This is a genomic window from Streptomyces sp. NPDC088810, assembly GCF_044750305.1.
GTDB lineage: Bacteria > Actinomycetota > Actinomycetes > Streptomycetales > Streptomycetaceae > Streptomyces.
In genome coordinates this window covers 1-14,054 of the sequence record NZ_JBIVJQ010000014.1, presented here as the reverse complement: position 1 = coordinate 14,054, position 14,054 = coordinate 1, and the positions used below count along the sequence as shown (strand labels likewise).

Sequence of the window (14,054 nt, the reverse complement as noted above, 5' to 3'; positions counted from 1 at the left end):
GGCCGGGGGAGCGGGAGTGCCCTTTGGAGGGTGTATGTGAGGTGCCCGAACGACCACGGCGTCGGCGGCTGGCCGTCCGGCGGACGGCGGCCCGATCCTCGGCGCATGACGGAGACGACGACGGCTTCCACCACAGGCAGCCCCGAAGAGCTTCTGATCACCTTCTTCGACCCGGCGAACCGCCCCGACCCCTATCCCGTGCTGCACGCGATGCGGCAGGCGTCGCCCTTCCGCGCGATGGACGGCGCGCTGCTGGTGCTCGGCCGGCACAAGGACGTGGAAACCGTGCTGCGTTCCCCGGCTGCCAGTGCCGACCGCAGCAGGTCGAAGATCCTCAGCACGGACGCGGTCGAGTCCCGCAAGGAGGTCATGACCTTTCTCGACCCGCCCGACCACACCCGGCTGCGGGGCCTGGTCACCCAGGCGTTCACCCCGCGCATGGTGCAGAGCCTGGAGGGCCGGATCCGGGAGATCGTCGACGACCTGGTGGACCAGGTCGCCCGGGCCGGCTCGCCCGTCGACATCCCGAGCGTCTTCTCCTACCCGGTCCCGGTGCGGGTGATCTGCGAGATGCTCGGCGTGCCGGCGGAGGACCACAAGATCTTCGGTACCTGGTCCACGGTGCTGGGGCGGGCGCTGGACCCGCTGATGGCGGCGAACCGGACCCCGGAGATCGACAAGGAGGACACCGAGACCCGGGCCGCCTTCTACCAGTACTTCCGTGATCTGATCGCCTCCGGCGGAGCGCGCGGTGACGGGCTGCTGGCACGTCTGGTGCAGGCCGAGGAGGAGGGCGACCGGCTCTCCGAGAAGGAGCTGCTCGCCACGCTGGCGCTGCTGGTGATGGCCGGTCACGAGACCACCGCCAACCTGATCTCCCACGGCATCCTCACCCTGCTGCGCCACCCGGACCAGCTGGCGCTGCTGCGCGAGGATCCCGGTCTGGCGTTCTCGGCGGTGGAGGAGATCCTGCGGTTCGAACCGTCCGTGCAGATCCTGCACCGGATGGCGAAGGAACCCATCGCGCTGGACGGCTTCGAGGTGCCCGCGGGCATGGACGTGCTGCTGCTGGCGGCGGCTGCCAACCGCGACCCGGAGGTCTTCGAGGACCCGGACCGCTTCGACATCACCCGCGCCGCGGACCGGCGGCTCGACCACCTGTCGTTCTCCAGCGGAGTGCACCGCTGCCTCGGCGCGAACCTGGGCAAGCTGGAGGCGGCCCTCGCGTTCCAGGCGTTCTTCTCGCGTGTGCAGGACCCTCGGGTGGTGAGCGAGTCCCTGGAGTACCGCCCGCATGTGATCCTGCGTGGCCCGGAGCGGATGCGGGTGGCGTTCTCTGAGGTGCGCTGAGACCCGTCCGCGCGGCGCGGAACGTCAGTGGGCGTGCCCGCGCAGCTCCTCGGAGTACGCCTTCGCGGCCTGCGAGCCCTCGTTCAGCGACTCCACCAGGCGGCTGAAGCCGGGGCACTGGGTGAAGTCGTGCGCCCGGCAGCTCATCGCGTGCTCGATCAGGGTGCGGGACGCCTCGATCTCTTCGATGCGCCGCTCCAGTTCCTCGTAGTGGGCGCGCAGCAGGGTCTGCCGGGCGTCGGCGTCCCGTGCGTCGAGGACGTCGCGCAGCTGCTCCAGGCTGAAGCCCGCGGCCTTGCCCCGCACGATCATCGCCACGCGGGCGATGTGGCGCTTGCTGTAGCGGCGCCTGCCGTTGACCCGCTCGGCGGGGGACAGCAGCCCGCTGGACTCCCAGTGCCGGAGCACGTGGGGGCGCAGATCGAACCGTTCGGCGAGTTCGCCGATGGTCATCGTCGGCTCCGCGTCGCTTGACTTCATGTTGACATTAACTTGCAGAGTTGGGTCCAGGTCAAGCCGATCAGACGCGTCAGACCCCAAGACGGGAGCGGACAGACGACATGGACATGAAGGATGTCATCATCATCGGCGGAGGCCCTGCCGGGATGTCGGCGGCGCTGACGCTGGGCCGGACTCATCACACGGTGCTGCTGGCCGACAGCGACGAAGGACGCAACGCGCCGGCCGACGCGATGCACAACTTCCTCGCCCTGGAGGGCACCTCGCCCGCCGACCTGCGCGCGCTGGGCCGCGAGAACCTCGCCGCCTATCCGCACGTCGAGGTCCGCTCCACGGCGGTGGAGTCCGTGCGCCGCCTGACCGACGAGCACTTCGAGGCGATCTTCGCCGACGGCACCGTGGCGGAGTCCCGCCGGCTGCTGCTCGCCACCGGGCTGCGTGACGAGATGCCCCCCGTCCCCGGTGCCGCCGAACTGTGGGGCAAGTCGGCCTTCCACTGCCCGTACTGCCACGGCTACGAGGTCACCGGCAAGCACATAGCGGTGCTCGGCGCCGGCCCCGACCGCGTCCGGCTCGCCCTGCAACTCAGCCGGTTCACCGCCGACATGGTGCTGTGCACGGGCGGCGAGCCGCTGGAGCCGGTCATGCAGAGCGTGCTGGAGGCCAACGGAGTCACCGTGCGGCCGGAGCCCGTGACCGCGCTGGTCGGGGAGAACGGCCGGCTGGACCACATAGCCCTCGAGGGCGGCGTGACGCTGCGGCGGGACGCCGTCTTCATCAAGACCGTGCTGCACCAGCGCGCCCCCTTCGCCCAGTTGCTGGGCTGCGCGATGTTCCCCGACGCCTGCGTCGAGGTCAACGAGTTCCACCAGACGAGCGTGCCCGGCGTCTACGCCGCCGGCGACATGGCGCGCCGGGCCACGGTGCCCGCCCCCATGGCCGCGGTGATCGCCGCCGCCGCCAGTGGCACGGTGGCAGGGGCGATCATCGACCAGGACCTGCTGAGCGCCGAGTTCAAGCTGCCCAACCCCTTCGCGTCCGGGAGGGCGTGACACCGCATGACCGAGAGCATTCCCGCCAGGCCGGGGAAGTCCGCCCGCGACACCGCCGACCGGCAAGAACAGACCCAGCGCAGCAACGTACCCCTCGCCTCGATCGCGATGGTCCTCGGCATGCTGCTGTCCGTGCTCGACCAGACCGTCGTGGCCATCGCCCTGCCCGAGATCTCCGCCGACATCGGCGGGGCGGACAGCTTCAGCTGGGTGGTGACCGCCTATGTGCTGGCGTCCACGGCGACCGGCACCTTCTACGGCCGGATCAGCGACCGCTACGGACGGCGCGAGGTGTTCATCGCCGCCGTCGTGCTGTTCACCCTCTCCTCGCTGCTGTGCGGCATGGCGCAGTCGATGCCGCAGCTGATCGCCGCCCGCGTGGTCCAGGGCATCGGCGCCGGCGCGCTGTTCGTCATCCCCACCGTCGCCCTGTCCGAGCTGTACCCGCAGCACCTGCGCGGCAAGGTGCAGGGCCTCACCGGCGCGGTGTTCGCGCTCGCCAGCGTCGGCGGGCCGCTGGTCGGCGGTGCCATCACCGACGGGTCCGGCTGGCGCTGGATCTTCTACATCAACGTCCCCATCGGCGTCCTGGCCGTGGTGCTGTCCGCCTACGCCCTGCGGCTGCCGCGGGCCGGCGCCACCGACCGCGTCGACTACCCCGGCGCCGTCCTGGTGGTCGCCGCCGTGGTCAGCCTGCTGCTGCTGACCGAGTGGGGCGGTCGCGAGTACGACTGGGGCTCCGCCCAGATCATCGTCCTCGCCGTGGCATGCGTCGCGCTGTTCACGGCGTTCGTCCAGTGGGAGAAGCGCGCCGCCAACCCGCTGCTGCCCATGCGGCTGTTCGCCAATCCCGCGCTGCGCCTGATCCTGCCGGCCACCGCCGTCCTCGGCATGCTGCTGTACGGGTCGGTGGTGTTCATGCCGACCTTCCTGCAGACCGCGTACGACTGGAGCGCCACCCGCGCCGGGCTCGCCCTGACCCCGTACTTCATCCCGTTCATCCTCGTCTCGGCGGTCGCGGGCGGGAAGGCCGGCAAGAGCGGGCGCTTCAAGCCGTATCTGCTGGCCGGCGCCGCGGTGCTGATCGGGGCGTTCGTCCTGCTCGCCACGATCGACCCGGACCGGGGCTACTGGTACGCGGCCGGCGCGATGGTGGTGCTGGGCGCCGGGTTCGGACTGCTGATGCAGAACCTCGTGGTGGTGTCGCAGAACGCGGCCGCACCGCCCGACCTCGCGGCCACCACCGCGGCCAACCTCTCCATCCGCGGGCTCGGCATGGCCGTCGGCGTGGCGCTCTTCGGCAACCTGCTGGCCCGCGAGGTCGGCGAGGGCCCCGTCACCCCCGACGCCACCGCCGAGGCGATCCCGGACGTCTTCGTGTGGGGCGTGCCACTGGCCCTGCTACTGCTCGTCCTGCTGGCCCTGGTACGCGTCGACGCGAAGCCCGCCAAGGACACCCCGGACACCGAGCCGGAGCCGTCCACCAGCTGACCCCTCACCCGAGGAGGGGCCGCGTCAGGGCCCCTCCTCATCACCACCACGCACCGGAGACACTCGACATGCGCCGTCTGCTCACCACGGCACTCCACGGCCTGCTGCGCCTCGCCCCCGCCCATCGCCACGCCCACGGCGAACCCGGCGGGATGGGCATGAGCAGCGACTGGTACGACCGGCTCTCCGGACGGCTGCTCGGCGGACTGTACCGCCGGGCAGCCGCCGAGACCGCGTCCGTACCCAAGGGCGGCACCGTCCTCGACATCGGCACCGGCCCCGGGCACCTGCTGCTGGCCGCCGCCCGCCGCCGCGAGGACCTGGTGCTGCACGGGCTCGACATCGCCCCGTCGATGGTGCGCCGGGCCCGGCACAAGGCCGCCGCCGAGGGCCTGGACGGCCGTATCACCGTGCATCTCGGCGACGCGGCGAACCTGCCGCTGGACGACCGCTCGATGGATCTGGTGATCACCACCCTCAGCACCCACCACTGGCACGACCTGACCGGTGCCGTCGCCGAGGTGGCTCGGGTGCTGCGCCCCGGCGGCCGGTTCGTGGTCTACGACTTCCGGTCCGTGCCGGCCGCCGGGCCGGCCGGCGAAGTGGCCACCGCCCCGCAGTTCGCCGGCGCCGCGGTGGAGCACGAGCTGGTCCCGCCGTTCGCCCGGCTTCCCTTCAAGCCCTTCGCCCGGCTCGCGGTCCGCCTGCCGGGGAACTGACCGCTCGACCCGCCCCGACGGCCAGGCCGATGGAGCCTGGCCCCCTACTCGCCCCGGAGGTTGACTCCCGGCATGACCCCTCAGGAGAACTACGGGCCCACCAGTTACGGCGAGGAGCTCGCCGACATCTACGACAACTGGATCGTGCGCCTTCAGCAGGACACCGAGCCCACCGTGCGCTTCCTCGCCGACCTCGCGGAACGCGTCGCGAAGGACACCGGCGAGCGGCGCGTGCTCGAACTCGGCATCGGCACCGGGCGCGTGGCGCTGCCGCTGGCCGCCCGCGGTGCGGACGTCACCGGTATCGACGCCTCGGAGGAGATGCTGGTCCGGCTGCGCGACAAGCCCGGCAGCGACACCGTGTCCCTGGTGCACGGCGACTTCACCGAACCGGACGTGCGGGGACCCTTCGGCCTGGTCTACGTCGTCTTCAACACGCTGTACAGCCTGGCCACCCAGGAGGACCAGATACGCTGCCTCGACCGCGCGGCGGCCCTGCTGCCGGAGGGCGGCGCCTTCGTCTTCCAGGGCTTCGTGCCCGACATCGCGCGCTTCGAGGCGGCGCGGCAGAGCGGGCAGCAGATGGAGGTGGCGCGCACCGGCGACACCAGCCTCAATCTGGGCATCGACCGCCACGACCCGGTCCACCAGCACATGTACCCGCACTACAGCCTCAAGGACGCCGGCGCCGGGCGGGAGCACACCGTGCGGTTCCGCTACGTGTGGCCGAGCGAACTGGACCTGATGGCCCGGCTGGCCGGGCTCACCCTGGAACACCGGTACGCGGACTGGGACCAGGGCCCCTTCACCGCCGGGAGCCAGGCCCACGTCTCGGTGTACCGCAAGACGGGTGCCGTCCGGCCATGACGGACGGTCGGCGCCGCCATGTGGAGGTGGCGGTCATCGGCTCCGGCTTCGCCGGCGTGGCCGCCGCCGTGCAGCTCAAGCGGCAGGGCATCGAGTCGTTCACCGTGTACGAGAAGGCCGGCGATCTCGGCGGCACCTGGCGGGACAACACCTATCCCGGCGCGGGCTGCGACATCCCCTCCCACCTGTACTCGTACACCTTCGCCCCGTACCGCGACAGCCGCGTCCGCTACCCGGGGCAGCCGCAGGTGCTGGAGTACCTGCGCGCCTGCGCCCGTGAGCACGGCGTGGAGCGGCACGTGCGCTACGGCACGGAGATCACCGCGGTGCGCTACGACGACGGCCGGGGACAGTGGACCCTGCACACCGCGGACGGCCGGACCCACACCGCCGACGTGGTGGTCAGCGCCGTGGGCCAGCTGCACCGGCCCAACGTGCCGGCGCTGCCCGGCGCGGAGGACTTCGAGGGCACCGCCTTCCACACCGCGCGCTGGGACCACGGCCACCCCCTGGAGGGGCGGTCCGTGGCCGTCGTCGGCACCGGGTCGAGCGCCGCGCAGGTCGTGCCCGCCATCGCCGGCCGGGTGCGCCGGCTGTACGTCCACCAGCGCACGGCGAACTGGGTGCTGCCCAAACCGGACGCCCGCTTCCACCCGGCCCTGTCGCTGCTGCTGCGTACCGTACCCGCCGCCCACCGGGCCTACCGGTCACTGCTGTTCCGCCGCTCCGAGGCGGTGCTGCTGCCCGCGCTGCGGGGCAACCGCCTCATCGGGGGCCTACTGCGCACGATGGCCCTGCGCCATCTGCGCGCCGGCGTCCCCGACCCCGGGCTGCGCGCCCGGCTGACGCCCGACTTCGCCGTGGGCTGCAAGCGGATCGTGCTGTCCTCCGACTGGTACCCGACACTGGCCCGCGACCATGTGGAGGTGGTCACGCAGCCCATCGCACGGGTCACGCAGAAGGGCATCGAGACCTCCGACGGCGTCCACCGCGAGGTGGACACGATCATCTACGCCACCGGGTTCCGCACCACGGAGTTCCTCGCCCCGATGACGGTCACCGGCCGGGAGGGGCGCGACCTGGGGGAGGTGTGGCGGGGCGGGGCGCGTGCCTACCTGGGCATCCATGTGCCCGACTTCCCCAACCTGTTCCTGATGTACGGGCCCAACACCAACCTGGGACACAACTCGGTGATCCTCACCCTGGAGGCGCAGGCGGTGCACATCGCCCGTTGCGTGGCCCTGCTCGCCGACCGGCGGGCCGCCGGCGCCGGCGCGGTCATGGAGGCCACGCCGCAGGCGCTGCAGGCCTGGCAGGAACGCGTGGACGAGGGCTCCGCGCACACCGTCTGGGCCGGCTCCTGCACCAGCTGGTTCAAGACCGGGGACGGCGTCCTCACCAACAACTGGCCGTTCCGCACGACCCTGTACCAACGGCTGACGGCCCGGCCCGACCCGGCCGCCTTCCGCCGGCCGCCGCCCCCGGGCGGTACCTCCGCGGTCGCAGGCGGCCTGCGCCACGTACCCGATCAGCCCACCCGAACGGAACTGTGAGGAGGAAGGGCCCCGCCCTACCGTGCCAGATATGACAACTTCCGAGACAGGCAAGGGACGCGAAGCCGCGCAGGCGGTCGTCGCCGACGACGGTGCGCACGTCTTCCGCGGCTGGGTGCAGCAGGGCGCGCACATGGCCCTGCCGGTGGCCGGAGCGGAGGGATCGTGGTTCTGGGACTACGCCGGCAACCGCTATCTCGACTTCTCCTCCCAGCTCGTGTACGCCAACCTGGGGCACCAGCACCCTCGACTGGTGGCCGCGGTCAAGGAGCAGGCAGACCGGCTGTGCACCATCGCCCCGCACTTCGCCGAGGAGCGGCGCGCCACCGCCGCCCGCAAGATCGCCGAGCTGGCTCCCGAGGGCCTGAACCGGGTGCTGTTCACCACCGGCGGCGCCGAGGCCGTGGAGCACGCCGTGCGGCTCGCGCGGCTGCACACGGGCCGGTTCAAGCTGCTGGCCGCCCACCATTCGTTCCACGGCGCCACCTCGACGGCGATCCAGCTCACCGGTGACCCGCGCCGCTGGCGCAACGACACCGGCACGGCCGGCGTGGTCCGCTTCTTCCCGCCCTACCTGTACCGCTCCGCGTTCTACTCCGACAGCGAGGAACAGGAGTGCGCGCGGGCGCTGGAGCACCTGGAGCAGGTGATCGTGCTGGAGGGGGCGAAGACCATCGCCGCCCTCGTGCTGGAGCCGGTCGGCGGCACCAGCAGCGGTGTCCTCGTCCCGCCGGACGGCTATCTCGCCGGAGTGCGGGAGCTGTGCGACAAGTACGGCATCATGCTGATCCTGGACGAGATCATGGTCGGCTTCGGCCGTACCGGCGCCTGGTTCGCCACCGACCACTGGGGCGTGCGCCCGGATCTGATGACCTTCGCCAAGGGGGTCAACTCCGGCTATGTGCCGCTGTCGGGCGTGCTCGTCTCCGACGAGATCGTGGAGACGTTCAGCAAGACCCCCTACCCCGGCGGCTCGACGTACTCCGGCCACGCGCTCGCCTGCGCCGTCGCGGTCGAGGCGATCGACACCATGCGCGACGAGGGCGTCGTGGAGCACGCGGCGCGACTGGGCCGCGAGGTGTTCGAGCCGGAGCTGACGAAGATGGCCGAGCGTCACCCCTGCGTCGGAGAGGCCCGCGGCATCGGCGCGATCTGGGCGCTGGAGCTGGTACGGAACAAGCAGTCCAAGGAGATGTACGTCAACTACGACACTCCGGACCGGCTCACTCCGCAGGGCGCGGAGCTGATGGGGGCGCTGATGCAGCGGGGGGTGAGCGCGATGGTGTACCTCAACCGGCTGAACATCACGCCCCCGTGCAACATCAGCGAGGAGGACGCCCGGGAGGGCCTGGCGCGGATCGACGAGGCCCTGACCGTGGCGGACGCCCGCGTGGCGTGACGGCTGGGGCCGCCGCCGAGCCGCCGGTCCGCGGGCCGGCGGCTCAGCAGAACGGTGTCACCCTCGCTCCGGCGGCGGCCGCCACACAGCAGTAGAGGATCAGTCCCAGCAGCACCACGGCGCCCAGCAGCACCCGGCGCAGATGACAGCAGCGCAGACATCGGGAGAATCGTTTCCCCCCACGTTCCAGCTGTTCGACGCGGGCGGCCAGCGCGGTGTCGCCGCCCATGCCGATGCCGACGGCCGGCCGTACGTCATCGGAGAGGCACTTCACCAGGGCGCTCGCGACCACGCTCGGCGCGGCGAACGCCAGCGCCGCCTGGTCCGCCGACAGCTCCTGACGCATCTTCACGTGGCGCGCCACCTCGCGCGGCCCCGGCACGAACCACAGCGTCGAGGCGACGGTCTCCACCACCAGCCGTTCCAGCGGATGCCGGCGCCGGGCGTGGTGCAGCTCGTGCCGGAGCACCACGGCCAGCTCGGCGTCGGTCGTCCGCTGCGCCAGGCCGGTGCTGATGGCGACCACGGGCCGCAGCAGCCCGTATGTCACGGCGAGGGCCTCGTCCACGTCGAGCTGGACCAGCCTGACATCGTTATCGGGCCCGCCGACGTCCCGGGCGAGCGCCAGCAGACGTCTCGACGGCGGAACGGTGTGCTCGGCAAGACGCCGGACCGCCCGCCGGCTCGCCAGCAGCCCGCGCACCGCGACCGTGGCGGCCACCGTCACGGTCGCCAGCGCGACCGCCGCGCCCGCGCCGAGGACCACGGCATGGACCGCCTCCGCGACCCCGCGGGCCGGGCCGGCCCCCGGCCGCTGCCGCCAGCGCCACAGCAGTGTGTAGACCAGCACGTCGAACACTATGAGCCCGGTCAGGGCACCCACCGTGAGCGCCGCCCGGGAGGCGGGAACCCGTGGCATGCCGTTGCGCAGCCGCACCAACTCGAACACTCCCCCGTACCGTTGTGTCGGTCTGTCTGTCAGGTGTCGCCGGAATCCGTCCGCACGAGCTTCATCAGTCGGGAACGCAGCTGCGGCTCCGCCTGGCACTGGTCGATGAAGCGGGCCACCGCCGAGACACCGTGGTCCCGGATGACATCGCGTACGGCGAGATCGGCAGCGTCGGTCACCACCGCCTCGTACGCGAAGCCGCGGCCCTCCTCCGTGCGCCGCAGCACGTTGCGTTTGTTCAGCCGGTTGAGGACCGTCATGACGGTCGTGTAGGCGAGGGGCTCCGGCCGCCCGCGATTGACCTCCTCAAGCACCTGGCGCACCGTCAGGCGACAGTCGGCCCGCCAGAGCACGGTGAGGAGTTCGGCGCCGAGCGGCCCCAGGGCCTTGCTCAGTTTGTCGTCTTCGCGTTCGTCCATGAGCCATCACGGTCCTGTGTCATTCCCGCGGTGCCCGGCACCGAGACGGTTGCGGCGCATGGCCTCCAGCCGGACCATGGCGACCACCACCACACCGAATCCGTACCACACCAGGTCGTGGTAGAAGTCGAGGGACGTGCCCTGCGAGTGCTTCCACATGTCGAGGAAGAAGCCGGCGAGTTCCACCCCTCCTCCGACGGCGAGCAGCACCCCGGCCACCCGGAATCCGGCACGTCTCCACTGCGCCGCACCGGCCGCCACCGTGACGACGGCGCCCATCCAGATCCCCAGATGGATGCCCCACAGCGAACTCGGCGGCTCCACGACGAACGAGACGTTCTTCGCATGCCAGTACGTGTCGTACGCCTGACCGAAGAGGTAGACCACCACGCCGGCGAAGGCCAGATGTCTCCGCCAGCCCAGCGGGTCACCGCCGGGGGAGCCGGCGGCCCGCTCTCCGAGGGCCGTCCCCGTGCCTGTCGATTCCATACGACCACCGTGCCCGGTGAGACGTAACAGCGTGATCCGACACCGGCCAGCCCGAACGGACTGCCCGATCGGGCACCCCGGGCTTCGTTCCCGCCGGACCCGAAGGCCCGGCCCTCGGAGTCTGGGCCGCCGCGGCCGCGCCCGGCCAGGGTGGGCGCATGGTCTCCGCCCTCACTCTCGCCCACGTGGTCGGGCACGGCTCCGGCCCCATCCCCCGTACCTACGCGCTGATCGCCGGGGCCACCGCCCTGTACGCGTCCTTCGACGCGCTGCGGCTGCGCTGGCAGGAACGCCGCTTCGAGGAACGCCGCGTCTGGCGCGAGATCCCCGAGCCCCTGTCGCTCGCCGTCGACCACACGCTCCTGCGCCGCACCCTGAGGACCGTCGGAGCAGCCCTGGCCCTGCTCGCGCTGACGGTGCTGACGACGGGCTACGGCGGTCACGAACTGGGACTCGGCATGGTCTACGTGCTGTTCTGGGTGGGTCTCGTGCCCGCGTCCCTGCTGCTGGGGCCCGTCTGGCGGCTGCTGAACCCGCTGCGCTCCGTGCACGAGGCGATCTGCGCGTTGCTGCGGATCCCGCCCGAGGAGGGGCTGCGCCGGCTGCCGGAACGGGTCGGGGTGTGGCCCGCCGCGATCGGCCTGCTCTGCTTCGGATGGCTCGAACTGGCCGCCCCCGCACGGCAGTCCGCCTCCACCGTGCTGCTGTGGCTGTGGCTGTACGCGGCGGTGCAGCTGATCGCCGCGACGGTGTACGGCTCGCGCTGGTTCGCGCACGGCGACCCCTTCGAGGTGTACTCCTCGCTCGTCGCCGCGATGTCCCCGCTGGGCCGCTCCCGCGACGGAGAGCGGCGCCTGGTCCTGCGCAACCCGTTCAACGGGCTGGCCGGGGTGCGCGAGCAACCGGGACTGACCGCCCTGGTGTCGGTGATGCTGGCGCTGACCGGCTTCGACAGCTTCGCCAACACGGAGGCCTGGAAGGCGGCGTCCGACGGGCTGCCCGAGTCCCCGGCCCGCACGGCGGGGCTGCTCGGCGCGGCCCTGCTGATGCTGGGCCTGCTGCGGCTGTCCGCCTGGGCGGCGCGCCTGCTGTCCCGCGGCGGCACCTGGAACGCCGCCCTGATGGCGCCCTCCCTCGTACCGGTCGCGGTCGGCTATGTGATCGCGCACTACGCTTCGGCACTGATGCTGGAGGCGCAGCGGTTCGTCGACGTCTTCTTCGTCTCGGGGGAGCCGCTCACCGCCCACCACGGTGGCGCCCCCGCCGCCGCGTACGCGCTGCCGCCGGCGGCAGCCCTGTCGCTCCTGCAGGTGGTGTCCGTCGTCACCGGGCACGTCCTCGGCGTGGTCGCCGCCCACGACACGGCCGTCGGCGCGCTGCCGAGCGGGCGCAGGACCCTGCCGCAGGTGCCGCTGTTCGCCGTGATGATCGCCCTGACCCTCGGGGGACTGACCCTGCTGCTCCAAGCGTGAGCGCCGGCGGGCCCGGGGGACGCGTTCCGCCCCGGGCCGGCCGGCATCCCTCACTGCTCCGACCGCCGTACCCACCGGGCGAGTTCGGCCAGCTCACCGACGAGGGCCGTCGTGAAGGCCGTGCGGGTCGCGGGGGAGTGCCGGTTGGCGCTGAAGCCGACCGTGAGGTTCAGCCGCCCCGCGACCACGAACCCGACCACGTCGATCAACCGGAACCGGGTCCCCGTGTCGCTGCGCTGCCTGCCGTAGGCCATGCGCGGCACGCTCAGCAGGTCGCTGCGCAGGAACACCTCGTCGACCTGCCCCAGGTAGTTCACGCCGATCTGCGCCGCGGGCAGACCGCGCACTGCCTCCGCCTCGGGCCGGGTGGCCAGATACGTCAGCAGTCCGTGCCCGGCTCCCCGGCCCGGCTGCGCGCCGACCTGGTCCCGCACCCGGCGCAGCGCCTCCTCGGCCGGCAGCGCCGCGTCGTACGCGAACAGCACCGGTACGAGCGTGGAGAAACGCCCCACGGTACGGCTGACGTTGGCGCCCGGCACCGGCAGGTCGCGCCCGTGCCGCTCCAGGTCGACCAGTATCCGCCCCGCGCCGTCCTGCTGCGGGTACACGGTGTGCAGGGCGCGCAGTGCCGCCGAGCACAGCACTTCGGACAGGTCGGCCCGCAGGTGCCGGGGCAGCAGGTGCACCAGCGCGTCCGTCACGTCGCGGTCCACGCGCACGGTGACGTTCTCCAGCGATTCCAGCGAGTTGGGGCCGTCCGTACCGTCCACCGGGACGGGCGTGGGATGCCGGCGTGCTTCGCTTGCCCAGTGACCGGCCTCCGCCGCCACCTCCGGGGAGTCGGCGTACGCGGCGAGCCCGCGGGTCCAGGCCCGGAACGAGGTCGTGCGCGGCGGCAGCAGCCCGTCACCGCCGGCCTCCAGGTCGGCGTAGCAGCCGAGCAGATCCTCCAGGAGGATCCGGCCCGAGTAGTGGTCGACGGCCAGCCAGTGCGCCAGGAACAGCACGCAGTGCGGCCGGTCGCCCATGTCGAAGTAGGCCATCCGCAGCAGCGGCCCGCGGCCCAGGTCGAGGCTGGCCTGGAGCGTGTCACTGATCTCCACGCTGCGCCTCTTCTGGGCCCGGCTGTCCAGTGCCGACAGGTCGTGCACGCTGAACGGCAGCTCCTCCGCCACGTCGTACGGCGCCACCCGTGCCGCCCAGCCGCCGTCGCCGCCCTGGCCGAAGCGCAGCCGCAGCGCGTCGTGGTGCTCCAGCACGCGGCCCAGGGCACGGCCCAGCACCGCCGGGTCGAGCGGCCTCTGGAGCGCCAGCAGGAAGGAGGCGTCGTTCCAGTGCTGGCGGCGCGGCAGGTCCTGGGACAGGAACCAGTGCTGTGAGGGCGTCATCCCGGTCGGCCCCACCGGGTCGTCTTCCACGGAGCCCACCGAGACCGAGTCCGCGACCAGCGCCTGCTGGGTGATGGTGGGGTGGTTGAAGACGTCGGCGAGTTGGAGGTGGAGGCCGTGGCGGTCGGCTGCGGCGGTGGCGCGCAGGGCGAGGAGGGAGTCGGCGCCGAGTTCGAAGAGGTTGGCGGTGGTGGACAAGGGGTGGGCGGGGTTGAGGAGTTCGCTCCAGATCTCGGTGAGGGTGTGTTCGACGGGGGTGGTGGGTGCGGTGTGGGTGGTGGCCCGGGTCTGGGACGGGGACGGCAGGGCTTTGCGGTCGATTTTGCCGTTGCTGCTGAGGGGGATGTCGTCGAGGACGACCAGGACGGGCGGGACCATGTATGCGGGGATCTTGGCCCGTAGCCACTCGCGTAGGTGCTCGGTCTCGACGGTGGCGTCGAGGGTGAG

General features: G+C 72.1%; 13 protein-coding genes. 8 read left to right on the top strand and 5 right to left on the bottom strand.

Annotated features, from left to right (window positions below):
- Positions 1 to 105 precede the first annotated feature (105 nt).
- Positions 106 to 1,350, top strand: coding sequence for a cytochrome P450 (locus tag ACIP4Y_RS33385; protein WP_401399591.1), 1,245 nt, complete (start codon positions 106 to 108; stop codon positions 1,348 to 1,350).
- A 24-nt stretch (positions 1,351 to 1,374) separates the two neighbouring features.
- Here ACIP4Y_RS33385 and ACIP4Y_RS33380 read toward each other — a convergent pair whose 3' ends face one another.
- The gene (locus ACIP4Y_RS33380; RefSeq protein ID WP_358646961.1) at positions 1,375 to 1,830 is read right to left on the bottom strand and encodes a MerR family transcriptional regulator; all 456 of its coding nucleotides are present in this window, start codon (positions 1,828 to 1,830) and stop codon (positions 1,375 to 1,377) included.
- An 80-nt stretch (positions 1,831 to 1,910) separates the two neighbouring features.
- Here ACIP4Y_RS33380 and ACIP4Y_RS33375 point away from each other — a divergent pair, with 80 nt between their 5' ends.
- From ACIP4Y_RS33375 to ACIP4Y_RS33350, 6 genes are all read left to right on the top strand, one after another.
- Positions 1,911 to 2,861 (top strand): NAD(P)/FAD-dependent oxidoreductase, encoded by a 951-nt coding sequence (locus ACIP4Y_RS33375; RefSeq protein ID WP_401399590.1) that lies wholly within the window; start codon positions 1,911 to 1,913, stop codon positions 2,859 to 2,861.
- 6 nt (positions 2,862 to 2,867) lie between these two features.
- A complete protein-coding gene (locus ACIP4Y_RS33370) occupies positions 2,868 to 4,352 on the top strand; it encodes an MDR family MFS transporter (protein ID WP_401399588.1) in 1,485 nt (494 codons plus the stop codon).
- A 68-nt stretch (positions 4,353 to 4,420) separates the two neighbouring features.
- Positions 4,421 to 5,071, top strand: coding sequence for a class I SAM-dependent methyltransferase (locus ACIP4Y_RS33365; RefSeq protein ID WP_401399586.1), 651 nt, complete (start codon positions 4,421 to 4,423; stop codon positions 5,069 to 5,071).
- 72 nt (positions 5,072 to 5,143) lie between these two features.
- Complete coding sequence (locus ACIP4Y_RS33360) at positions 5,144 to 5,938, top strand: class I SAM-dependent DNA methyltransferase (protein WP_401399584.1); 795 nt, start codon at positions 5,144 to 5,146, stop codon at positions 5,936 to 5,938.
- Positions 5,935 to 7,491 (top strand): flavin-containing monooxygenase, encoded by a 1,557-nt coding sequence (locus ACIP4Y_RS33355; protein ID WP_401399583.1) that lies wholly within the window; start codon positions 5,935 to 5,937, stop codon positions 7,489 to 7,491. The genes ACIP4Y_RS33360 and ACIP4Y_RS33355 overlap by 4 nt, the downstream gene beginning before the upstream one ends.
- A 31-nt stretch (positions 7,492 to 7,522) precedes the next feature.
- Positions 7,523 to 8,890 (top strand): aminotransferase class III-fold pyridoxal phosphate-dependent enzyme, encoded by a 1,368-nt coding sequence (locus ACIP4Y_RS33350; protein ID WP_401399581.1) that lies wholly within the window; start codon positions 7,523 to 7,525, stop codon positions 8,888 to 8,890.
- Positions 8,891 to 8,933: 43 nt separating this feature from the next.
- On the opposite strand, the gene ACIP4Y_RS33345 is transcribed toward ACIP4Y_RS33350, so the two are convergent.
- The 3 genes from ACIP4Y_RS33345 to ACIP4Y_RS33335 are packed head-to-tail and all read right to left on the bottom strand — an operon-like array spanning position 8,934 to position 10,747.
- Positions 8,934 to 9,839 (bottom strand): M56 family metallopeptidase, encoded by a 906-nt coding sequence (locus ACIP4Y_RS33345; protein ID WP_358646974.1) that lies wholly within the window; start codon positions 9,837 to 9,839, stop codon positions 8,934 to 8,936.
- A gap of 29 nt (positions 9,840 to 9,868) precedes the next feature.
- Positions 9,869 to 10,258: a BlaI/MecI/CopY family transcriptional regulator gene (locus ACIP4Y_RS33340; protein ID WP_358646976.1), complete on the bottom strand. Its 390-nt coding sequence runs from the start codon at positions 10,256 to 10,258 to the stop codon at positions 9,869 to 9,871.
- Between the two features lie 6 nt (positions 10,259 to 10,264).
- Positions 10,265 to 10,747 (bottom strand): hypothetical protein, encoded by a 483-nt coding sequence (locus ACIP4Y_RS33335; RefSeq protein ID WP_358646978.1) that lies wholly within the window; start codon positions 10,745 to 10,747, stop codon positions 10,265 to 10,267.
- A gap of 158 nt (positions 10,748 to 10,905) precedes the next feature.
- Here ACIP4Y_RS33335 and ACIP4Y_RS33330 point away from each other — a divergent pair, with 158 nt between their 5' ends.
- Entirely contained in the window at positions 10,906 to 12,219 is a 1,314-nt protein-coding gene (locus ACIP4Y_RS33330; RefSeq protein WP_401399578.1) for a hypothetical protein, read from the top strand.
- Positions 12,220 to 12,269: 50 nt separating this feature from the next.
- On the opposite strand, the gene ACIP4Y_RS33325 is transcribed toward ACIP4Y_RS33330, so the two are convergent.
- Positions 12,270 to 14,054, bottom strand: a 1,785-nt coding sequence (locus tag ACIP4Y_RS33325; RefSeq protein ID WP_401399576.1) for a condensation domain-containing protein, incomplete at its 5' end; no start/stop codon positions are given.

Coding starts and splice junctions, on each gene's coding strand:
- ACIP4Y_RS33385 (WP_401399591.1), top strand. CDS start 106: ATGACGGAGACGACGACGGCTTCCACCACAGGCAGCCCCGAAGAGCTT.
- ACIP4Y_RS33380 (WP_358646961.1), bottom strand. CDS start 1,830: ATGAAGTCAAGCGACGCGGAGCCGACGATGACCATCGGCGAACTCGCC.
- ACIP4Y_RS33375 (WP_401399590.1), top strand. CDS start 1,911: ATGGACATGAAGGATGTCATCATCATCGGCGGAGGCCCTGCCGGGATG.
- ACIP4Y_RS33370 (WP_401399588.1), top strand. CDS start 2,868: ATGACCGAGAGCATTCCCGCCAGGCCGGGGAAGTCCGCCCGCGACACC.
- ACIP4Y_RS33365 (WP_401399586.1), top strand. CDS start 4,421: ATGCGCCGTCTGCTCACCACGGCACTCCACGGCCTGCTGCGCCTCGCC.
- ACIP4Y_RS33360 (WP_401399584.1), top strand. CDS start 5,144: ATGACCCCTCAGGAGAACTACGGGCCCACCAGTTACGGCGAGGAGCTC.
- ACIP4Y_RS33355 (WP_401399583.1), top strand. CDS start 5,935: ATGACGGACGGTCGGCGCCGCCATGTGGAGGTGGCGGTCATCGGCTCC.
- ACIP4Y_RS33350 (WP_401399581.1), top strand. CDS start 7,523: ATGACAACTTCCGAGACAGGCAAGGGACGCGAAGCCGCGCAGGCGGTC.
- ACIP4Y_RS33340 (WP_358646976.1), bottom strand. CDS start 10,258: ATGGACGAACGCGAAGACGACAAACTGAGCAAGGCCCTGGGGCCGCTC.
- ACIP4Y_RS33335 (WP_358646978.1), bottom strand. CDS start 10,747: ATGGAATCGACAGGCACGGGGACGGCCCTCGGAGAGCGGGCCGCCGGC.
- ACIP4Y_RS33330 (WP_401399578.1), top strand. CDS start 10,906: ATGGTCTCCGCCCTCACTCTCGCCCACGTGGTCGGGCACGGCTCCGGC.